Genomic DNA, 20,292 nt, shown 5'->3' on the forward strand with positions numbered 1-20,292 from the left:
CCCGCTTTTGTTTGAGTGATATGGATAAACCTTCTGAACAACGTAACCTTAGATGGTTACGCCAATACGCCTATTTAGGTCAGCGGTGGTTATTTCTCGCTGTAATAGCGGGTTCCGCAAACGCGGTATTTATTGTGATGCAAGCGTGGCTCCTCGCCGCCCTGCTTCATGGGCTTATTATCGAGCAACAACCGCTTAGCGACTTCACCACGAATATTGTAGTGTTATTTTTGCTCACCCCTGCCCGCGCGCTCACTGTGTGGGCCAAGGAGCGACTTGGCTTTAAGGCCGGCGCCGTGATCCGTCGCCACTTGCGGGAACAGATGCTGCAAAAATTTGCCTCTCTTGGCCCAGCCTATATTCAACAGCGCGCGGCAGGCAGCTGGACCAGCATGATGTTTGAGCAGGTAGAGAAGGTTAACGATTATTACAGCCGCTATATCGTGCAGATGCGACTGGTGATGATCATCCCTATCACCATCATTATGATGATCCTGCCGACCAACTGGGCCGCGGTGGCAATCTTTGTGACCACCGCACCATTAACCATAATGTTTATGGCCCTAGTAGGCATGGGGGCGGCCGATGCCAATAAACGCAACTTTGTGGCGTTGTCGCGCTTATCAGGCCATTTTCTTGATCGCTTGAAGGGCATTGCAACCCTGCGCCAATACCAACGCCTTGAAGCGGAAGGCGAAAAGATGGACCACGCTGCGGATCTATTTCGACAGCGCACCATGGAAGTGCTGCGCATGGCCTTTATGTCCTCGGCAGTGCTCGAATTTTTCGCCTCAGTATCGATTGCGCTGATTGCGGTTTACTTCGGTTTTAGCTACCTCGGTGAACTAGACTTCGGTCACTATGATCGTGGTATTAGTTTATTCAGCGGCTTGTTGGTGCTGTTTTTAGCGCCAGAGTTCTTCCAGCCATTCCGCGACTTAGGCACCTATTACCATGCCAAGGCCGAAGCCGTTGGTGCTGCCGATTCCATTCAACAGTTTTTACAAACCGCTGAGCCGGATAAAAGGTCGCTGTTACAACCCGAGTTTGACGGCAAGATAACTATTGAAGCTCATGATGTCGTGGTTAAGGCGCTTGACCAAACTCCATTAACCAATCCGCTGTCGTTTCGCGTTGATGCCCAGAGCACCCTTGCTATTGGTGGTCAAACTGGCTGTGGCAAAACCTCATTAATGCAGGCCATTATGGGGGTCTTACCCTATGACGGCAGCCTGACCATCAACGGCACTGAAGTTCACGCCATTGATCCGCATTGGATTATGAAAGAGATCACTTGGTTAGGGCAAAGCCCGCTGCTGATCGCGGCCTCAATCGCCGACAACCTCCGCTTAGCCGCGCCAGAAGCGACAGATGAGCAATTATGGCAGGCGTTGAATCGTTCACACGCCGCACCGTTTGTAAGCGAATTACCGCAGCAACTGAACTACGTACTCGATGACAATGGTGCTGGCCTTTCGGTTGGTCAGATCCAACGAATTGCATTAGCCCGCACCATGCTGAAGCCAACATCGCTATTACTGATGGACGAGCCAACAGCCAGCCTTGATCAACACAGCGAGCAGCTAGTGGCACAGAGCTTAGTTCACTTTAGCCGAGGCCGAACAGTTATAACCATCAGCCACCGCGCGACTCAATTAACCCAAGCCGATAATACGGTAATCATGACGCCAAGAGAGGATGCGTAGTATGGATGAGTTAAAACCATTTTTGCATCTCTACCGCCGACAATGGCGCCGACTGGCTTTCGGCCTAGTTTTTGCTGTACTCACATTGCTGGCATCAATCGGTCTATTGTCGATTTCAGGTTGGTTTATTAGCGCCAGCGCTGTCGCCGGTCTGGTTATCGCTCGAAGTGCTGACTTTAACTACCTTATGCCAGCTGGGGCGGTTCGTGGACTGTCCTTAGGTCGAACGGTATTCCGCTGGGCCGATCGCGTCATCAGTCACGATGCAACCTTCCGCCTGCTTGCAACACTGCGCAGCTGGTTTTTCCGGCGCCTAGGGCCACTGCGTACTGAGCAGATAAAAGGCGTGCGCCAAGCGGACCTACTTAATCGAATGGTGGCTGACATAGACAGCCTCGATCATGTCTACCTACGTCTAATAACACCATTGGTTGCCGGCAGTTTCACCATTATCGCGGTATCACTGTTAGTTGGCTATTTTGCGCCGATTGTTGGCTTGAGCCTAGGGTTAGTATTGACCGCTTTGATGCTGATTTTGCCGCTTCTGTTCTATCGCCTTGGTAAAACTCCTGGGGAGCGGATTGGTGACGAGCAGATGATGCTACGCCAGCATATGCTTGAGTATCTGCAAGGCCACAACGAGTTGCGGGTATTTGATGCGCTAGGCAGTCAGCAAAGCAAGATCAAGCAACATGAAAGCGCTCTGATTGAGTCACAACAAACGATGGCCAACTTAACTGGTGCGTCCCAAGGGATGGTCGTGCTGTTTACTGGCTGGGTTATGCTGGCCGTGTTGTTGCTGAGCTATCAAGTTTTTTCCGCGGATAACGCTGTTGGGCCGTTGTTAGCGTTAATTGTATTTGCAGTAATGGCTAGCTTTGAAGCAATTGCACCAGTTGCTGGTGCGTTTCAGCATTTAGGGCAAACACAAACCGCTGCCAAACGCCTTAACGAGATATTACAACAGCCAAGCGAAGTCACTTATGGCACGCAACCAGCAGCGACGTCAGTAAACCTGACCGTCGAAGCCGTTAGTTATCGCTATGGAAACAACCCTGAACCAGTGCTCGACAACTTATCACTGGTGATTGGCGCCGGTAATAAATGTGCCTTGGTTGGTCAAACCGGTTGTGGTAAATCAACATTGTTGCAGCTGCTTACCCGTGAACTCAGCGCTGAAAGCGGTACCATTTCGGTTAACGGTACACCGTTGCAAGATTTCAGTGAGTCGGGCCTAAGGCAGATGATTTGCGTTGTTAGTCAGCAGATCCACGTATTTAACGATTCATTGGCCAACAACTTACGCTTAGCGGCACCAGATGCTAGCGATGACGAGCTAATACTGGCCCTGCAACAGGTGCAACTGGATAAGCTATTAAGTGGTGATGGTCTGCAACAGTGGCTTGGTGATGGCGGTCGGCTGCTCTCTGGTGGTGAACAACGACGCTTAGGCTTGGCTAGAGCCATGCTCCACCCGGCGCCGTTGTTGTTACTCGACGAACCGACCGAGGGGCTCGACGACGACACTGAAGTCGCCATTATCGATCAATTGATGAATCATCGCCCTGACAGAAGCATGCTTTATGTTACTCACAAACCAGCCGCATTAGCTCATATGGATCAGATCCAGTACATGGCTAACGGCAAACTCAGTGTGAGTTAGCACTACATCGCTTTATCAACACGCACATACCCACCTCGCAGGTAGACCACACGGACCGTGCTACCTGCTTGGAAAGTCATGTTACGGTCTACGTCCTGTACCACCATAACTTGACTGCCGTCCTCTTCAAGACGGATCATCATCTCAAGCAGCTGCTGTTCAACGTAATAACTGGAAGGATTACGGTTTCGAGCCATACCACCACCAGCAATTGCGCCTAATACTGTTGCTACATCCCGTCCGGATCCGTCTCCAAATTGATTTCCGATGAGCCCACCAAGCAATGCCCCGCCGAAGGTTTTCCAGCCACTGTATTGGTCGTTCTGTAGCTCTTGAGTGGTGATTTGCCGCACCGATACCACTTCACCGTAACTTACCTTTTCAACCGGCACCGCTTGATTGCGTTGATAACCGGCACTAACAAAGCCGCTCAACAATGCGCTAATTAATACTATCGAGCGAATTACATATGTCATAAGATCTCCTGATAAGCGATAAACGACTCTGTGAAATAGATTATCATGCTCAGTGCAGTCCAATACCTTGATTATCACAATTACGGCTTTCCTAACCATTCCTACGCGCTGCAAGACCCTGATGGGTTGCTAGCGGTTGGCGGTGATTTATCGGTGCAACGTTTAATGGACGCTTACCGTAAAGGGATATTCCCTTGGTTTAATCCTGGCGACCCAATTCTATGGTGGTCACCGCAACAACGAGCAGTATTCATTCCCGCAGAGATCCACCTATCCCGTTCGACCAAACGAGTTTGCCGTAAGTTCAATTATCACTTTAGTGTTAACACCGCCTTTAGTGAGGTGATAGCCGCCTGTGCGGAGCCCCGTGGTGATGACCAGGGCACTTGGATTAGTGAAGCGATGATCCAAGCCTATCAGCAGCTCCATCATCAAGGTCTGGCGCACTCCATCGAGATATGGCAAGAACAGCAGTTAGTCGGTGGGATTTACGGTGTTGCGGTTGGTGCTGCCTTTTGCGGTGAATCGATGTTCCACCGCTCCACTGGCGCATCGAAGCTAGCGCTTTACCTGCTTGGTCAACATTGTCAAACACTTGGAGTTGAGTTGATCGACGCGCAAATCGATAACCCTCACCTACAGTCGCTCGGTTCAAAAATTCTAACCAGATCGCAATTTCTAACTAAACTGAACGAGTTAAAAAACAAAAATATCGAATGGAACCATTGGCGTCAGCATAAGGCCGCGATTCATGTCTAACTTGCACCAAATAAGAATTGGCTTAAGCCAAACGTTTCCATGCAGCTATATCGACAATCGAAACGAGACCCTGTTGCTGTGTTGTGACCCAGTAAACACCAGCCAATTTGAGCAACTGCTCCAAGTCGGCTTTCGACGCTCGGGCGATCAGATATATCGCCCCCACTGCGGTAACTGCAAAGCCTGCAAATCTGTTCGGGTGTTAGTTGAACAGTACGTACCAAGCCGCTCACAACGTCGAGTAATAAATAGGAACCGTGACATTCGCTGGCAAACCAGCGATACCGTCAAACCCGAGTATCGACCGCTGTACCATAGTTATATCAGTGGCCGTCATAGCGATGGTTCGATGTATCCACCGTCGGATAAACAGTTTGATCAGTTTCTGTTAAGTAGCCAGCATTCCATTCTTTTTCTCGAGGGTTGGCTTAATAATCGTTTAGTTGCTGTAGCGGTTACCGATGTACTTCCTGATAGCTTATCCGCCACCTATACTTTCTATGCTGATGATCTCAATGAACGCTCGCTAGGAAAACGAGCAATTATCGCTCAAATCGAGCTCGCTAGAGCAATAAAGAAACACTATTTATACCTTGGTTATCAAATCGATGAGTGCGGTAAAATGGCCTATAAAACTGAATTTGGCCCTGCTGAATTGTACAAGCAGGATCGTTGGTTGCCGTTCTCGGGCTAAAACCTTTACTTAAGCCCTTATATGCGGCATGATACGCCCGATTTTTCATAGACAAATAACGGGATAATTCCTCGATGGCAAAAGAAGATAGTATCGAGATGCAGGGCACTGTCCTTGAGACTCTGCCCAACACAATGTTCCGAGTGGAACTGGAGAATGGACACGTTGTTACCGCTCATATCTCTGGCAAAATGCGTAAGCACTACATCCGTATTTTGACCGGCGATCAGGTAACTGTAGCACTTACACCATACGATTTGACCAAAGGTCGCATCGTATTCCGTGCTCGTTAATCGCGATCATCCCACAAAAAAGCCCAGCTTATGCTGGGCTTTTTTGTGGCTGCGATTTGAACGTGAATAACTGCCCGTTAACAGGTTTCATTGGCGACAAACGGCACTAGGTGCAAGCAGCCATTTAGCACACCACTTTCACTCAATTGAATGTTGGCAAAGTGCTGCAATTGATCGGCGCGTCCACGCAATGCTATCGACTCCATCCGAAAGTGCTCATCAACGCAAACTAATGTATTAGCTCGTACCAGATGATGATACTGATTGAGGTTGTCCATCAACCGTGTAGCAAGCGTTCGTTTACGGGTGTCAAACACGTAGCTTAGCGTAGCAACGCAATCCGTTGCTGGCTCAGCCGCCAGCATACGTTCACGGATCTGATGACGAATCATGTCCCGAAACAATTCACTGCGGTTTTTATAGCCATCCTCGGCGGCCAATCGGTCAAGCTCAACCAATAGGTCGCTATCCAATGACATGGTGATACGTTCGGTACTCATAACTCCCCCCCTGCTCATTGACAATCATAATATTTTTAAATTATTCATACTGCAATTGAAGTTGCTCACATCCTATTAGTGTGAAGTCTGAAATAATCGTCACACTAATTATTTGATTGGTGTTGAACCCACGCCGGTCAACAAGCGTCAAGGACGACCCGTAACAACATTATGACTATCCCCTCATACGCTTCATTACAACGTAAAAAGGCTTTGTTCGTTACCGGTACAGTAATGGTTGTCAGCCTTCTACTGTGGTTAGTTAGTAGCTTACTGGCGCTCAACCCCTCTGGACAAAACCCAAGCAATACCTTGGCGATTAGTGGTCCGTGGGAGTTCACCAGTATCGAACCATCCAAACACGGCTACATATATACGCGTATGCAGGTTATCGAAACCCTGCTCAATGTCGATGAGCAAGGCAACTTAACCTCTGGGTTAGCGCAACGGTGGCAAGTTAGCGATGATGGCCTTCGTTGGCACTTCTGGTTGCGCAATGATGTGTTGTTTCATGACGGCCAACCGTTGACTGCCGCAACTGTCATTAATAGTTTAACTAAGGCGTTAAGCCACCACGGTGCGTTAAAACGGGCGCCAATTGCCTCTATTGAAGCCCAATCGGAACTACAACTCACAATTACACTCAAACGCCCTTATCGATTACTGGGGGCCTTGTTAGCCAACTACGCTAATGTGGTGCTCTCCCCAGCCGCGTTCGATCAACAAGGTAAAGTGACTGAGCTTATTGGCACTGGTCCCTATTCGTTACTCTCCTTTGAACCACCGCACAAGATTATCGTTGCTAAGTACGATAACTACTGGGGCCACAAACCAACCATTCCCTTCGCCAGTTATCTGACCGGTCATCGCGCCGAAAGCCGAGTACTGCAAGCCAAGTCTGGTAACGCTGATATCGTATTTACCGTTGATCCGGCCACCCTGCCGCAACTTGAGGACAGCGATAACGTTTCGGTGCACTCCCTATTGCTGCCACGCACCATGACGCTAAAGCTTAACAGCGGCCATCCGCTGCTTAACGATGTTAACGCAAGACAAGCGCTGAGCTTAGCGCTCGACCGCCAAGGTATTGCTGCAAATATATTGCATTCGCCGGGGACCGAAACAGAACAACTATTGCCGCCGATTTTACCGCAATGGCATGTTGCTGACGCGAAGGTTCAAGGGCAGAACCAACATCGGGCTAAACAACTTCTTACTCAGCTCGGCTGGCGGTTGGGTCATGACGGCGTACTCACACGGCAGGGACAACGTTTCACGCTTCGGTTAATTACCTACGCTGATCGGCCAGAACTGACCGCGGTTGCCACAGCCATTCAAGCCCAGTGGGCTGAAATTGGCATTGAGTTGGCCGTTGATGTTACCAATTCAAGCATGATCCCGGCTGGTCACCAAGACGGTTCGTTGGAGGTCGCTCTGATGGCTCGTAATTACAGCTTTATTGCCGATCCGCTCGCCGCCATCAGTGGCGACTTTGCCGCTGATGGTGGTGATTGGGGAGCGATGAATTGGTCGTCACCGCTGGTTCAGCAGGCACTACAGCAGTTGGAATCGGTAACCAATAGCGACGAAGACTTTGCCTTGAGCCAACAGATTGCCACACAGATATACCAACAGCGTCCAGTGATCCCAGTCATCACCTATAGCCAACACACCGCGGTTAACCAACGAGTCAAAGGGTTCCGATTCGATCCATTCGAACGCAGCTATTTTATCAATGAGATGGAGTTACTTAAGCAATGAGTGTTCAAACGTTGCTTTATCAACGAATGTGCCAACTGCTGACTGTCATTTGGGGCGTCGGCACCCTCACTTTTGTGCTTATGCGCTCGTTGCCGGGTGACATGGCCTACCGCGTTGCAGCAGGTCGTTATGGCCAAGATAACGTCGATAGCCACGCTGCTGAATTGGTGCGGCAAGAACTGAATTTAGACCAACACCCATTGGCCGCCTACGGCCAGTGGCTACTGGATACTCTTCAGTTCAACTTTGGCACCTCGTTGGTCAGTGGCGAGCCGGTAATCCACATGATTGAACACCAATTAGGACATTCATTGCTTCTCGCAGGCGCTGGAATCGTGGTATCGATTGCTGTAGCCCTGCCACTAGGGTTCCTCGCAGCATTCGAAGGGGGCCGGTGTGACCGACTACTGCTGTGGATTTCGACCGCACTGCGCGCGACACCAGTGTTCGTTTTAGGGTTAGTACTGATCCTTGCCTTAGCGATGCGCGAAGGTGGCTTTCCCGTGGCTGGATTTGGATCATGGCACTACCTCGTACTGCCAGCGCTAACATTAGGTATTAGTCTAGCGGCTGTCTCAAATCGAGTTGTACGCGATGCTACCGTGCGAGTGATCAACTCCCCGTTTTATCAGTTTTCACGGGTTAAGGGACTCTCTCAAATCAGTACCTTCTGCCGTCACGGGCTGCGCAACATCGCGGTTCCTGTGGTGGCGTTTATGGGGATTCAACTGATTACCGTAATCGAAGGGATCGTGATGATCGAGTCGCTATTCTCGTGGCCTGGGATCGGCCACGGCCTTGCGCACGCTATTTTTGCCCGTGACATACCAGTTATCCAAGGCAGTGCGCTAATGATGGGCTTGCTGTTTGTATTGCTCAATACCGCTAATGATCTGTTGTGTTACTGGATTGATCCTCGCGGAGGCAACAGCAATGATTAACCGTCTTCAACCAACGCAAAAATGTGGCGCCTTGCTGTTAAGCACCTTACTTATCGCTTCAATGCTCGTCAGCTGGTTATTGCCTTGGTCGTCAGCGGAACAGCACTTAGCTGCAACGTTACAGATGCCTAATGCCGTTCATTGGTTTGGTACCGATCATTATGGTCGTAGCATGATGGCACGTATGGCCGATGCTATCTTGCTTTCATTTAGCCTTGGCATCGTGTGCATGCTTACCTCTGCCAGCATTGGCGTGATGCTGGGTGTAAGTAGTGCCTGGCAAGGTAGCAAGCTCACACGTGTATTCGATACGGTCAGTAACATCGTTTTGGCGATGCCAGGATTGGTTGTGGTGCTGCTGTTTGCTGCTATCGCACCAGGATCGTTCTGGGCAATCTATTTAGCTATCTCATTAGTCCAATGGGTCGAATATTACCGCGTAGTAGCTGCCATCACCCGTACCGTTATCAATAGCCCCGAACGACAAAGCTCAGTCATGATGGGATTCGGCAAGTGGTACCAATTCAAACGCCATATCTGGCCATCACTGGCACAGCCAGTATTCACCTTAGCGGCGTTTGGCGGCGCTAACGCAATATTAACCATGGCTGCCCTTGGCTTTGTTTACGTTGGTATACAACCACCAATGGCAGAGCTTGGTTTGATGGCGGTCGAACTGTTTCCCCATTACCAAAGTGCGCCTTGGATATTAATCCAACCGCTGCTCGGAATTGCCCTGTTGGTTCTAGGCTTCCACTTACTAGCAGGACAGCGTAATGACACCACTGATTAACCTTAATAACCTCACCATTCGTTCGTCGGAAGCTACGCTATTGGCGCCATTGTCATTAGCGCTATACCACGGTCGGCCGTTGACCATTCTAGGTCAAACTGGCTCGGGTAAGAGTCTTTTGGCTCAAGCAATTATGGGGCTGCTACCCGCTAGCCTTAGCTCTTCGGGAACGGTTGAAATCCAAGGGCGCCAGCGTAGCCAAAAGCAGTTAGAGGGCTTATGGGGCAGTGACATGGTGATGTTGCCGCAAGAACCATGGAACGCGTTGGATCCATTGATGCCCTGTTATCAACAACTAATCGAGGTGCATCAACTAGTGGGTGGTAAGTCATTCAAATCGTCCTACGATAGCGCAGTCGACGACCTACACCGCTTCGACCTCTATCAGCATGGCGACAAGCTGCCACAACAATTGTCTGGCGGGATGGCACAGCGTTTAGCCGTGGCCGTTGCAACCGCCGGTGGAGCCCAACTGCTGCTCGCTGATGAACCAACCAAAGGGTTGGATGTAAGCCGCCGCGACGACGTAATCGCCCTGTTACAGCAATCCGCAGTTAACGGTGGGCTGCTAACCATCACCCACGACGTTGAAGTGGCACTAAAGCTTGGCGGTGATGCAATTGTTATGAATCAGGGTAAGGTAGTTGAACGCGGCCCGATTGAACAGCTATGCACTAGTCCAACCCACCCTTACACCAAAGCATTGATTGCGGCCCAACCGAAGTGTTGGCCTGTAACCGCTCCCCCGCTTCCACGGCGCAAGCCACTGCTTGATATCAATAAACTGGCGATTGGACGTAATGGCAATCTATTGGCCAGCGACATCGACTTCACCTTGCATCAGGGAGAAATACTGGGGGTTGTCGGTGACAGCGGCTGTGGCAAAAGTACCCTAGGTGATACCTTACTGGGCTTGCTCGCCCCTCTAGCTGGCTCAGTTACTAAGATTGGTAATACAACCGAGTCCCACCAATGGCTGAAGCTCTACCAAGACCCACCGGCTGCTTTTACCACCAGTGTAAATTTGGGCACGCTAGTCGACGATATCCTCAAGTTACATGATATTAGCGAGGCCGAGGTTGCGCCGTTAATGAGCCGCTTGAACCTTAGCCCTGAACTCCTGAAACGGCCAAGCAACCACGTATCAGGCGGTGAGCTTCAGCGCTTTGCCATTTTGCGGGCACTGTTGCTCAAACCGGTGTTTCTGTTTGCTGATGAGCCCACCTCACGCCTTGATCCCATTACTGCGCAAGAGGTTATTGGGCTATTGGTCGAAGTTGCCAGAGAGCAAGCCTGTGCGGTTGTATTAGTAAGTCACGATCCGATGTTAATCGAAAAAGTTTGTGATCGGACTCTACGCCTCAAGAGCCGCTAGCTAATTAACTGGCAGTGCTTTGCGCCATTAAAAAGGCTGTGTACTAATTAAGTGTTGCTCTTTCAAAGGCTGTTAAAGCACTGGCTAGGCGAATCGCTATACAAGGTTAAAGCACTACCGCTATTGATCTGCTGCCGCATTGGAGCAGTTTAGCGAAGCGTTTTGGACGGCGACCTAAGGCAAAGGGGAATTCCAAAAGGGCCAAGCTCCACCCTAATGCATCAAAGAATGTGCCGTCGCCACCGCGACATAATCGCCTAAAAGCACCGAAATCGGTGAAGCCGAAGGCTTAAGATAAACTTCAACAACTAACTACGACACAGCCCTAAAAAAGCCAGTTACTTATGGTAACTGGCTTTGTTGATGCGCTTAACACATAGAACCGAGTCTTTTAAGAAGTGACTGCGGGCGCCTTGGCTTTACCGTAGGAAAACACCAACTTACCATCAGCAAGATCGATGTTAACCACGCCACCTTTTTGTAACTTACCGAACAAGATCTCGTTAGCCATTGGTTTCTTAACCTCTTCTTGCACTACTCGCGACATAGGGCGAGCGCCCATGTTGCGGTCGTAGCCCTTTTCAGACAGCCATACCCGCGCTTCTGCAGAGACTTCCATCTGCACTCCGCGGCCATCAAGCTGGGCTTGAAGCTCTACCAAGAACTTATCAACCACCTTGGCAATCACTTGAATATCTAAATGGTTAAACCAAATGATGCCGTCAAGACGGTTACGAAACTCGGGCGAGAACACTTTGTTGATTTCACCAAGCGCATCGAAGCTATGATCTTGCTGTTTAAAGCCGATCGACTGACGAATGGTTTCCTGCACACCAGCGTTGGTGGTCATCACTAAGATTACGTTCCGGAAGTCAGCCTTACGACCGTTGTTGTCCGTTAGCGTACCGTGATCCATCACCTGCAACAGCAAGTTATAAACATCACTGTGTGCTTTCTCAATCTCGTCCAGCAATACTACTGAATGTGGATGCTTTAAGACCGCGTCGGTTAACTGACCACCTTGATCGTAACCTACGTAACCTGGAGGTGCACCAACCAAGCGGCTGACGCTATGGCGCTCCATGTACTCAGACATATCAAAACGGATCAGCTCAACCCCCATCTGCCGTGCCAGCTGTTGGGTAACCTCAGTTTTACCGACACCGGTTGGGCCAGCAAAAAGGAAATTACCGACCGGTTTGCCTTCTGAGCCTAAGCCACTGCGTGACAAACGGATCGCAGAGGTAAGTGCATCGATGGCCGGGTCTTGACCAAATACCACCATCTTCAAGTTGCGGTCGAGGTTAGCTAACACCTCTTTATCGGTAGCAGAGACCGACTTGGCTGGGATCCGCGCGATCTTGGCGACAATATTTTCAATATCGGCAACCGAGATGGTCTTCTTGCGCTTCGCGGCTGGTAGCATCGCCATGCGGGCGCCCGCTTCGTCGATTACATCAATAGCTTTGTCTGGCAATTGACGTTCGTTGATGTGTTTCGCCGACAGAATCGACGCTGCGCTCAATGCTGATTGGGTATAGCGAACCTGATGGTGCTCTTCATAGCGGCTCTTAAGGCCCATCAAGATCTGAGTTGTTTCGGCGATGCTAGGCTCTGGCACATCGATTTTTTGGAATCGACGGGCCAAAGCACGATCCTTCTCAAAGATACCTTGGTATTCTTGATAGGTGGTTGAGCCGACACAACGTAACTTTCCGCTCGAAAGTAATGGCTTAAGTAAGTTAGAAGCATCCATCATACCGCCTGAGGCTGCGCCTGCGCCAACGATGGTGTGGATCTCATCAATGAACAGGATCGCCTTTGGATTGCGTTGTAGCTGCTTTAAGACCGATTTAAATCGCTTTTCGAAGTCACCACGATACTTGGTACCGGCAAGCAAGGCCCCCATATCCAAACTGTAGATGGTGCAGTCGGCAATAACCTCTGGCACATCTGTATTAACAATACGATACGCTAAGCCTTCAGCGATGGCGGTTTTACCGACACCGGCTTCACCAACCAACAACGGGTTGTTCTTACGACGGCGGCATAACACCTGAATAGTGCGCTCAACTTCCTCTTCGCGGCCAATCAGTGGATCGATCTGGCCAGATTCCGCCTGTTTATTGAGGTTAGTGGCGAAATTCTCTAACTTGTCGCCGCCAGTCTCCTCTTTTTCCATGCCGACGTTTTGTGATTCATTGTCGATTTCATCAGCGGCACCGCTGTCATCATCGCCTTCCTTTTTGGAAACGCCGTGGGCAATGTAATTAACCACATCGAGGCGGGTTACATCGGACTTTCTTAACAGGTAGACCGCTTGCGATTCCTGCTCTGAGAATATCGCGACCAACACGTTAGCACCGGATACTTCATTACGACCACTGCTCTGTACATGAAAAACGGCTCGCTGCAACACGCGCTGAAATCCAAGCGTAGGTTGAGTTTCACGGTCACCGTCATCTTGAGGGATCAATGGCGTAGTTTGTTCGATGAAGACATCAACTTCTTTTCTCAGCGAATCTAATTGAGCGCCGCATGCCGTTAACGCTTCCTGCGCGGATGGGTTATCAAGCAGTGCCAACAGCAGGTGTTCAACCGTCATAAACTCATGGCGATTACGGCGAGCCTGTTGGAACGCATTGTTCAACGTCACTTCTAAATCTTTATTCAGCATGTTCGCCAACTCCCCATAGTTGCTAAATCAAGCTGGCTCTGACGAACACAGCAAAGGATGTTGATTCTCTCGAGCGTAGTCATTCACCTGAACCACCTTTGTTTCAGCGATATCTAAAGTGAACACGCCACAAACACCCTTACCTTTATAATGGACGGTAAGCATCACTTCGGTAGCTTTTTCTTCATCTAGATTGAAAAATCGGGTTAGGACTTCGACAACAAACTCCATCGGAGTGTAGTCATCGTTGTTCAAAACTACTTTGAAAAGTCGAGGCGGTTCGAGCTCTTGCTCTAACTTTTCTTTTTCTACAACGTCATCCAACTCAAATTGCTTGCTCATACTGAAAGCTTAGCCACTCTTTACGCTTCTGGATTGAACACGGAATCAAATAGTTCTTGACTCAGATGTTATCCATTTGTTAATTCATAGTGTACAGCGCTTGAACGCTGACATCTCCATCGGCACGTTTTCTGTTATATGGGCTCGAGGCGATGATTACAAGATACACGGGAACGACTCAGTAGAAGGATGTAGGGTATGGCTCAAGGAACAGTAAAGTGGTTCAACAATGCCAAAGGGTTTGGATTCATCTGCCCTGAGGACGGTGGTGAAGATGTGTTTGCACACTATTCAACCATTGATATGGACGGCTACCGCACACTCAAAGCAGGTCAAGAGGTAAAATTTGAGATGGAACGTGGCCCTAAGGGCATGCACGCTTCTAATATCAAATCTTCAGACATGTAACCAAGTGGCACCCCAAAAATAGAAAAGCAGATCGCTTTGGTCTGCTTTTTTATTTTTGTCGTTTAGCAAAAACGAACATTTTCTAAACGACAAAACCCAAAAAAACGCCGACATCGCTGTCGGCGTTTTTATTGGCTGTGTCACCGTTAAGTGTTGAAGGTTTATAATCAAGCCTTCGGCTCTACCGATTGTGGCGTTTGAAAGGGGCTATGTCACAGTCCAAAACACTTCGCTGCATTGGAATGAACAACACCTAATTGGTACACAGCTTTTTTATTTAACTATGGTCACAATTACATGTGGTCAATAATTGCATCACCAAACTGAGAGCAACTCAGCAAGGTAGCGTTATCCATCAACCGGTCAAAATCGTAGGTTACGGTTTTCGCTGCAATAGCGCCTTCCATTCCTTGAACAATCAGATCCGCAGCTTCAGTCCAGCCCATGTGACGCAACATCATCTCACCAGATAGGATCAACGAACCAGGATTAACCTTGTCTAGGCCTGCGTACTTCGGTGCAGTACCGTGAGTAGCTTCAAACAGCGCAACACCGTCACCGATGTTGGCTCCTGGAGCGATCCCGATACCACCTACTTGTGCAGCCAATGCATCAGAGATGTAATCACCGTTTAGATTCATGGTGGCGATCACATCGTATTCCGCTGGGCGTAATAAAATCTGTTGTAAGAACGCATCAGCAATAACGTCTTTAACGATGATCTCTTTGCCGGTGTTCGGGTTGTTAAACTTACACCATGGGCCACCATCGAGCAGTTCGGCGCCAAACTCGTTCTGCGCCAACTCATAACCGAAGTCCTTAAAGGCACCTTCAGTGAACTTCATGATATTGCCTTTATGCACCAAGGTTAATGAATCACGATCATTGTCGATGGTGTACTGAATTGCTGCACGAACGAGGCGCTCGGTGCCTTGCTTCGAGATCGGCTTGATGCCTATGCCGCAATTATCTTCAAAACGGATCTTGGTTGCGCCCATCTCTTTGGTTAGGAAGTTGATAACCTTATCCGCTTCCGGCGTACCCGCCTGCCACTCAACCCCAGCGTAGATATCTTCAGAGTTCTCACGGAAGATAACCATGTCGGTTAGTTCAGGTTGTTTAAGTGGGCTTGGTGTACCTGCGTAGTAGCGCACTGGACGCAAGCACACGTACAGATCAAGCTCTTGGCGCAAAGCAACGTTAAGTGAACGAATCCCACCACCAACGGGCGTAGTTAGTGGCCCTTTAATAGACACCTTGTACTCACGTACCGCGTCTAACGTTTCCTGCGGCAACCAGGTGTCGGCACCGTAGATTTGAGTTGATTTTTCACCACAGTAGATTTCCATCCAGTGGATTTGACGTTCACCTGCGTAGGCTTTAGCAATGGCAGCGTCAAGCACTTTACGCATCGGCGGAGTAACGTCGACACCAATGCCATCGCCTTCAATGAAAGGAATGATTGGTTGATTCGGAACATTCAGTGCCCCATTTGCATCAACAGAGATGACTTCTCCCTGAGCAGGGCGCTGGATATGAGATTCCATTTTATTCTCCTTGTAATGGTAAGTCGGCTAAACCGATCTAACTCTCCTTTTTCCGCGCATATGATAGATCAATCACCTTATTAGGGGAATCGTACTTTTTTCTAGTTGTGTTTGACTCGATGGGAATACAATAGCGCTATGATCAAAAAATCTTATTCAAATCGCGCCAACAACAGCGCGCGCGGGGCAACCCGTCCACATCGCAAACCCAAGGTTGTCCGTCCAAGCGGACCGACTCAGGTGGTATTGGTTAACAAACCATTTGATGTCCTAACCCAATTTACCGATGGCCAAGGGCGACAAACGCTCGCGGACTTCGTGCCCATTAAAGATATCTATCCGGCCGGGCGGCTCGACCGTGATTCCGAAGGGCTGGTGCTGTTAACCAACGACGGTAAGCTGCAAGCTAAATTGACTCAACCGGGTAAAAAGACCAGCAAAACCTATTACGCTCAGGTTGAAGGCGTTCCTACAGACGAATCAATACGGGACTTAGCTAACGGCGTGCAGCTCAAAGACGGCCCTACCCTGCCAGCTAAGATCGAATTGGTGAGTGCACCTGATTGGCTGTGGCCACGTAACCCTCCAATCCGCGAGCGAGCCAACATTCCCACCAGTTGGTTAAAGATCACCATTGTCGAAGGCCGAAATCGGCAAGTGCGGCGTATGACCGCCCACATCGGCCATCCAACCCTACGTCTGATTCGATACCGTATTGGTAACTGGACCCTTGATGGTCTAAAGCTGGGCAAATACCGACCAGCAGATGCCTAAAAAAACAACTGAGTGCAAAAAATGTTAAGCAACAAAAATAGCGGCTTAGAGATAAGTTTTGCTTGTTGTATTGAAAACCAACCAGAGCGCCCCAACCTTTGCTTCTTCGCAAGGTTGGCTCCCACTGTTACAGCCGTGGTAGAATGCCTTCCCATAATTTCCAACTTAATTTGTCATCCATTACTTTTATGTCTGAAAACCGCAATAAAAAGGTGATCGTCGGTATGTCCGGCGGCGTCGATTCTTCCGTTTCTGCTTACCTGTTACTTCAGCAGGGCTATCAAGTAGAAGGCCTTTTCATGAAAAACTGGGAAGAGGATGACTCAGAAGAATATTGCGCGGCCGCTGATGATCTAGCGGATGCCCAGGCAGTATGTGACAAGTTAGGGATCGAACTGCACAGCGTTAACTTTGCTGCCGAGTACTGGGACAATGTATTTGAGTATTTCTTAGCGGAATACAAAGCTGGCCGTACCCCAAATCCGGATATCCTGTGCAATAAAGAGATCAAGTTTAAGGCTTTCCTTGAGTTTGCAGCTGAAGCATTAGGTGCCGATTACATCGCTACCGGTCACTATGTTCGCCGTCGTGTTAATACAGACGGTTCAGTAGAGATGCTACGTGGTCTTGATGACAACAAAGATCAGAGCTACTTCCTCTACACCCTTGGTGAAGAGCACGTAGGGCAAACCTTGTTCCCTGTTGGCGAGATTGAGAAACCTGAAGTTCGTCGCATTGCCGAAGAGCAAGGCCTAATCACTCATAATAAGAAAGACTCCACAGGTATCTGTTTCATCGGCGAACGTAAGTTCAAAGACTTCTTGGGCAAATACCTACCGGCTCAACCTGGCAATATAGAAACGGCCGAAGGTGAAGTGGTTGGTCAACACGAAGGTTTGATGTACCACACCTTAGGTCAACGCAAGGGTCTGCGTATCGGTGGCATGAAAGATTCCGGCAGCGAGCCATGGTACGTGGTTGAGAAGGATCTGCTGCGCAATGTACTTATCGTTGGTCAAGGTGCGGATCACCCTCGTTTGTTCTCCAAAGGCTTGATTGCCAATCAGCTTGATTGGGTTGACCGTAAGGGTCCACAGCAACGCACCACCCTAACGGTTAAAACCCGTTACCGTCAGCACGATGTACCTTGTACTGTAGCCCCGTTAGACAGCGGTGAATTGGAAGTGATCTTCGATCAGCCAGTTAGCTCAGTAACCCCAGGTCAATCTGCAGTTTTTTACCATGGTGAAGTGTGCTTAGGCGGCGGCATCATTGAGCGTCTAATCCGCTGAGGCATTAATGACAACATTAGAACTACGCACTATGGCGTTTGCTGGCATCTGCCAAGCAATCGATCAGGTTCGCAATATTGCCCGTTACGGCAGCGCTGAAGCCGATGATGACGCCGTTCGAGGCAGCATCAACTCGATTATCGTTACCGATCCTGACCGTCCTCAAGATGTATTTGGCGACACCGATTTAAGCAATGGCTATGACGTTATCGTTGAACAGCTTGGTGATGGCGCCAAGAAAGATGTCGATCTGACTCGCTATCTAGTTGGTGTGTTAGCTCTGGAGCGCAAGCTCAGTGCTAAGCCGGCGGCGCTGTCAATGTTGGCCGAGCGCCTCTCTCAGGTGAAACGCCAACAACATCATTACGATGTGATGGAGGAGCAGATTTTATCCAATCTGGCCTCGGTCTACTCCGATGTAATCAGCCCTCTGGGCAACCGTATCCAAGTCGTTGGCACGCCAGCGCAACTGCAACAAAAAACAAACCAATATAAAATCCGAACCCTACTGTTAGCTGCAGTCCGCTCGGCCGTTTTGTGGCGTCAATTAGGCGGCAAACGTCGTCAACTGGTACTGTCTCGCAAAGCGATCGTCGCCACTGCACAGCAAGCAAAATAATAAAAAAACATCTTACCTCAAGGAGTGCTCATGGAACTTTCAGCTTTAACCGCGGTGTCCCCGGTTGATGGCCGATATGGAAGCAAGACAAAGGACCTTCGTGGGATCTTTAGCGAATTTGGCTTAATTAAATATCGCGTACAAGTGGAGATCTCTTGGCTAAAACTGTTAGCCGCTTGCCCAGAAATTGAAGAGGTTCCCTGCTTCAGCGAAGTCGCGTTGAAGCACCTAGACAGTATCACCGAGCAATTCAGTGAAGCTGATGCAGCACGAGTTAAAGAGATCGAACGAACCACCAACCACGATGTAAAAGCGGTTGAATACTTCATTAAAGAGCAGATTGCCAACAATGCCGAGCTGCACGCCATTAATGAATTTGTTCACTTCGCCTGTACTTCAGAAGACATCAACAACCTGTCCCACGGTTTGATGCTTACTGAAGCCCGCGAGCAAGTCATCTTACCTAACCTTCACAGTATCGTTGATGCCATCAAAACCTTGGCCCGTGATAACGCCAATGTACCAATGATGGCCCGCACCCACGGCCAACCAGCCTCGCCGACCACCTTAGGCAAAGAGATGGCTAACGTTGCCATGCGTTTGGCTCGCCAAGTTGAACAGATCGAGCGTGTTGAACTACTTGGTAAAATCAACGGTGCCGTTGGTAACTACAACGCACACCTGTCTGCTTACCCCGATGTTGATTGGCACCAGCTGGCGGATCGCTTTGTCACCAGCCTCGGCTTGACTTGGAATCCGTGGACTACTCAGATCGAACCGCATGATTACATCGCCGAACTGTTTGATGCGTTGGCGCGTTTCAACACCATCTTATTGGACTTCGATCGTGACATCTGGGGCTACATCGCTATGGGTCACTTCAAGCAGCGAACCATCGCCGGTGAGATCGGTTCCTCAACGATGCCGCACAAAGTGAACCCAATTGATTTCGAAAACTCCGAAGGCAACTTGGGTTTAGCTAACGCCCTGTTTCAACATTTGGCGGCTAAACTGCCAGTTTCTCGCTGGCAGCGAGACTTAACCGACTCGACGGTATTACGTAATCTTGGTGTTGGTATGGGTTACAGCATTATCGCTTACCAGTCGACCCTCAAAGGGATCAGCAAGCTTGAGGTTAACCAGGCCAGCCTAGCGGCTGAGCTTGATGCAAACTGGGAGCTTTTGGCTGAACCAATTCAAACCGTAATGCGTCGCTACGGAATCGAAAAGCCTTATGAGAAGCTAAAGGAGCTGACTCGCGGTAAACGGGTCAACCAGCAGATTATGGCTGAGTTTATTGATGGTCTCGAGCTACCTGACTCAGTAAAAGCGGAGCTTAAGCTGCTTACCCCAGCGAACTACACCGGTTATGCCGGTAAGTTCCTCGAGCAGTTCTAACTTCCCTAACGCCACCGCAAGGTGGCGTTTTTTTTGGCGGTGTTACAGTTAAGTGTTGAGGTTTATATCAACACTTCGGCTCTACCAATTGCAGTACTTTTAAGGGGTTATGTCGCGGTGGCAACGGCCGCCAAAGGGGTAGAAGAGCAACGGCGGTAGTGCTTTACCCTTGTATCAAAACTCCCCCTAGCCGGTGCTTTACAAGCATTGGAAAGGACAAAACTTAGTTAGTACACAGCGTTTTTTTACTCGGTCTAAATGACGTAGCGAATCA

At 49.4% G+C, this 20,292-nt stretch carries 19 protein-coding genes; 14 read left to right on the plus strand and 5 right to left on the minus strand.

Translation table 11 applies throughout. The features are described from left to right. The first annotated feature begins 20 nt into the window (after positions 1 to 20). Both cydD and cydC read left to right on the plus strand, forming a co-directional pair. A complete protein-coding gene (cydD, locus tag HER31_RS07095) occupies positions 21 to 1,706 on the plus strand; it encodes a heme ABC transporter permease/ATP-binding protein CydD (protein WP_168659916.1) in 1,686 nt (561 codons plus the stop codon). A 1-nt stretch (position 1,707) separates the two neighbouring features. Beyond that, positions 1,708 to 3,369 (plus strand): heme ABC transporter ATP-binding protein/permease CydC, encoded by a 1,662-nt coding sequence (gene cydC, locus HER31_RS07100; RefSeq protein ID WP_168659917.1) that lies wholly within the window; start codon positions 1,708 to 1,710, stop codon positions 3,367 to 3,369. A 2-nt stretch (positions 3,370 to 3,371) separates the two neighbouring features. Here cydC and HER31_RS07105 read toward each other — a convergent pair whose 3' ends face one another. Then, on the minus strand, positions 3,372 to 3,845 hold the full coding sequence (locus HER31_RS07105; protein WP_168659918.1) for an outer membrane lipoprotein: 474 nt from the start codon (positions 3,843 to 3,845) through the stop codon (positions 3,372 to 3,374). A 45-nt stretch (positions 3,846 to 3,890) separates the two neighbouring features. Between HER31_RS07105 and aat the strand changes: the two genes are divergently transcribed. The 3 genes from aat to infA all read left to right on the plus strand — a co-directional run bounded on the left by aat (position 3,891) and on the right by infA (position 5,591). After that, positions 3,891 to 4,604 carry a leucyl/phenylalanyl-tRNA--protein transferase gene (aat, locus tag HER31_RS07110; protein ID WP_168659919.1) on the plus strand — a complete coding sequence of 238 codons (714 nt, stop codon included), beginning with the start codon at positions 3,891 to 3,893 and terminating at the stop codon, positions 4,602 to 4,604. Next, positions 4,597 to 5,298, plus strand: coding sequence for an arginyltransferase (locus HER31_RS07115; protein ID WP_168659920.1), 702 nt, complete (start codon positions 4,597 to 4,599; stop codon positions 5,296 to 5,298). Before aat ends, HER31_RS07115 begins: the two co-directional genes overlap by 8 nt. A 74-nt stretch (positions 5,299 to 5,372) precedes the next feature. Further along, a complete protein-coding gene (gene infA, locus HER31_RS07120; RefSeq protein WP_028115266.1) occupies positions 5,373 to 5,591 on the plus strand; it encodes a translation initiation factor IF-1 in 219 nt (72 codons plus the stop codon). A 77-nt stretch (positions 5,592 to 5,668) separates the two neighbouring features. Here infA and nikR read toward each other — a convergent pair whose 3' ends face one another. Further along, positions 5,669 to 6,091, minus strand: a complete 423-nt coding sequence (gene nikR / locus HER31_RS07125; protein WP_168659921.1) for a nickel-responsive transcriptional regulator NikR — start codon at positions 6,089 to 6,091, stop codon at positions 5,669 to 5,671. 171 nt (positions 6,092 to 6,262) lie between these two features. Here nikR and HER31_RS07130 point away from each other — a divergent pair, with 171 nt between their 5' ends. The 4 genes from HER31_RS07130 to HER31_RS07145 are packed head-to-tail and all read left to right on the plus strand — an operon-like array spanning position 6,263 to position 10,961. Then, positions 6,263 to 7,852 (plus strand): ABC transporter substrate-binding protein, encoded by a 1,590-nt coding sequence (locus tag HER31_RS07130; RefSeq protein WP_168659922.1) that lies wholly within the window; start codon positions 6,263 to 6,265, stop codon positions 7,850 to 7,852. Further along, a complete protein-coding gene (locus HER31_RS07135; protein ID WP_168659923.1) occupies positions 7,849 to 8,793 on the plus strand; it encodes an ABC transporter permease in 945 nt (314 codons plus the stop codon). Before HER31_RS07130 ends, HER31_RS07135 begins: the two co-directional genes overlap by 4 nt. After that, a complete protein-coding gene (locus tag HER31_RS07140) occupies positions 8,786 to 9,586 on the plus strand; it encodes an ABC transporter permease (protein ID WP_168659924.1) in 801 nt (266 codons plus the stop codon). Before HER31_RS07135 ends, HER31_RS07140 begins: the two co-directional genes overlap by 8 nt. Continuing rightward, complete coding sequence (locus tag HER31_RS07145; protein ID WP_168659925.1) at positions 9,570 to 10,961, plus strand: ABC transporter ATP-binding protein; 1,392 nt, start codon at positions 9,570 to 9,572, stop codon at positions 10,959 to 10,961. The genes HER31_RS07140 and HER31_RS07145 overlap by 17 nt, the downstream gene beginning before the upstream one ends. Before the next feature lie 391 nt (positions 10,962 to 11,352). Here HER31_RS07145 and clpA read toward each other — a convergent pair whose 3' ends face one another. Together clpA and clpS are read right to left on the minus strand one after the other, a co-directional pair. Then, the gene (gene clpA / locus HER31_RS07150; RefSeq protein WP_168659926.1) at positions 11,353 to 13,638 is read right to left on the minus strand and encodes an ATP-dependent Clp protease ATP-binding subunit ClpA; all 2,286 of its coding nucleotides are present in this window, start codon (positions 13,636 to 13,638) and stop codon (positions 11,353 to 11,355) included. 27 nt (positions 13,639 to 13,665) lie between these two features. Then, positions 13,666 to 13,980, minus strand: a complete 315-nt coding sequence (clpS, locus tag HER31_RS07155; protein ID WP_168659927.1) for an ATP-dependent Clp protease adapter ClpS — start codon at positions 13,978 to 13,980, stop codon at positions 13,666 to 13,668. A 198-nt stretch (positions 13,981 to 14,178) separates the two neighbouring features. Here clpS and cspD point away from each other — a divergent pair, with 198 nt between their 5' ends. Further along, positions 14,179 to 14,388: a cold shock domain-containing protein CspD gene (gene cspD / locus HER31_RS07160; protein WP_168659928.1), complete on the plus strand. Its 210-nt coding sequence runs from the start codon at positions 14,179 to 14,181 to the stop codon at positions 14,386 to 14,388. A gap of 293 nt (positions 14,389 to 14,681) precedes the next feature. On the opposite strand, the gene icd is transcribed toward cspD, so the two are convergent. Beyond that, positions 14,682 to 15,935, minus strand: coding sequence for an NADP-dependent isocitrate dehydrogenase (gene icd / locus HER31_RS07165; protein ID WP_168659929.1), 1,254 nt, complete (start codon positions 15,933 to 15,935; stop codon positions 14,682 to 14,684). Between the two features lie 138 nt (positions 15,936 to 16,073). Between icd and rluE the strand changes: the two genes are divergently transcribed. The 4 genes from rluE to purB all read left to right on the plus strand — a co-directional run bounded on the left by rluE (position 16,074) and on the right by purB (position 20,018). After that, complete coding sequence (gene rluE / locus HER31_RS07170) at positions 16,074 to 16,709, plus strand: 23S rRNA pseudouridine(2457) synthase RluE (RefSeq protein ID WP_168659930.1); 636 nt, start codon at positions 16,074 to 16,076, stop codon at positions 16,707 to 16,709. A 188-nt stretch (positions 16,710 to 16,897) separates the two neighbouring features. Continuing rightward, positions 16,898 to 18,001: a tRNA 2-thiouridine(34) synthase MnmA gene (mnmA, locus tag HER31_RS07175; protein WP_168659931.1), complete on the plus strand. Its 1,104-nt coding sequence runs from the start codon at positions 16,898 to 16,900 to the stop codon at positions 17,999 to 18,001. A gap of 7 nt (positions 18,002 to 18,008) precedes the next feature. Continuing rightward, positions 18,009 to 18,620, plus strand: coding sequence for a high frequency lysogenization protein HflD (gene hflD, locus HER31_RS07180; protein ID WP_168659932.1), 612 nt, complete (start codon positions 18,009 to 18,011; stop codon positions 18,618 to 18,620). Between the two features lie 30 nt (positions 18,621 to 18,650). Beyond that, positions 18,651 to 20,018: an adenylosuccinate lyase gene (gene purB / locus HER31_RS07185; protein ID WP_168659933.1), complete on the plus strand. Its 1,368-nt coding sequence runs from the start codon at positions 18,651 to 18,653 to the stop codon at positions 20,016 to 20,018. The last annotated feature ends 274 nt before the right edge of the window (positions 20,019 to 20,292 follow it).

The sequence above is a fragment of the Ferrimonas lipolytica genome (assembly GCF_012295575.1).
Lineage (GTDB): Bacteria > Pseudomonadota > Gammaproteobacteria > Enterobacterales > Shewanellaceae > Ferrimonas > Ferrimonas lipolytica.

Excerpts from the sequence above, each read along its gene's own strand:
- clpS (WP_168659927.1), bottom strand. The coding sequence starts at position 13,980 with ATGAGCAAGCAATTTGAGTTGGATGACGTTGTAGAAAAAGAAAAGTTA.
- purB (WP_168659933.1), top strand. The coding sequence starts at position 18,651 with ATGGAACTTTCAGCTTTAACCGCGGTGTCCCCGGTTGATGGCCGATAT.
- aat (WP_168659919.1), top strand. The coding sequence starts at position 3,891 with ATGCTCAGTGCAGTCCAATACCTTGATTATCACAATTACGGCTTTCCT.
- nikR (WP_168659921.1), bottom strand. The coding sequence starts at position 6,091 with ATGAGTACCGAACGTATCACCATGTCATTGGATAGCGACCTATTGGTT.
- clpA (WP_168659926.1), bottom strand. The coding sequence starts at position 13,638 with ATGCTGAATAAAGATTTAGAAGTGACGTTGAACAATGCGTTCCAACAG.
- HER31_RS07105 (WP_168659918.1), bottom strand. The coding sequence starts at position 3,845 with ATGACATATGTAATTCGCTCGATAGTATTAATTAGCGCATTGTTGAGC.
- cydC (WP_168659917.1), top strand. The coding sequence starts at position 1,708 with ATGGATGAGTTAAAACCATTTTTGCATCTCTACCGCCGACAATGGCGC.
- HER31_RS07145 (WP_168659925.1), top strand. The coding sequence starts at position 9,570 with ATGACACCACTGATTAACCTTAATAACCTCACCATTCGTTCGTCGGAA.
- HER31_RS07130 (WP_168659922.1), top strand. The coding sequence starts at position 6,263 with ATGACTATCCCCTCATACGCTTCATTACAACGTAAAAAGGCTTTGTTC.
- icd (WP_168659929.1), bottom strand. The coding sequence starts at position 15,935 with ATGGAATCTCATATCCAGCGCCCTGCTCAGGGAGAAGTCATCTCTGTT.
- HER31_RS07140 (WP_168659924.1), top strand. The coding sequence starts at position 8,786 with ATGATTAACCGTCTTCAACCAACGCAAAAATGTGGCGCCTTGCTGTTA.
- cspD (WP_168659928.1), top strand. The coding sequence starts at position 14,179 with ATGGCTCAAGGAACAGTAAAGTGGTTCAACAATGCCAAAGGGTTTGGA.
- HER31_RS07135 (WP_168659923.1), top strand. The coding sequence starts at position 7,849 with ATGAGTGTTCAAACGTTGCTTTATCAACGAATGTGCCAACTGCTGACT.
- rluE (WP_168659930.1), top strand. The coding sequence starts at position 16,074 with ATGATCAAAAAATCTTATTCAAATCGCGCCAACAACAGCGCGCGCGGG.
- infA (WP_028115266.1), top strand. The coding sequence starts at position 5,373 with ATGGCAAAAGAAGATAGTATCGAGATGCAGGGCACTGTCCTTGAGACT.
- cydD (WP_168659916.1), top strand. The coding sequence starts at position 21 with ATGGATAAACCTTCTGAACAACGTAACCTTAGATGGTTACGCCAATAC.
- HER31_RS07115 (WP_168659920.1), top strand. The coding sequence starts at position 4,597 with ATGTCTAACTTGCACCAAATAAGAATTGGCTTAAGCCAAACGTTTCCA.
- mnmA (WP_168659931.1), top strand. The coding sequence starts at position 16,898 with ATGTCTGAAAACCGCAATAAAAAGGTGATCGTCGGTATGTCCGGCGGC.
- hflD (WP_168659932.1), top strand. The coding sequence starts at position 18,009 with ATGACAACATTAGAACTACGCACTATGGCGTTTGCTGGCATCTGCCAA.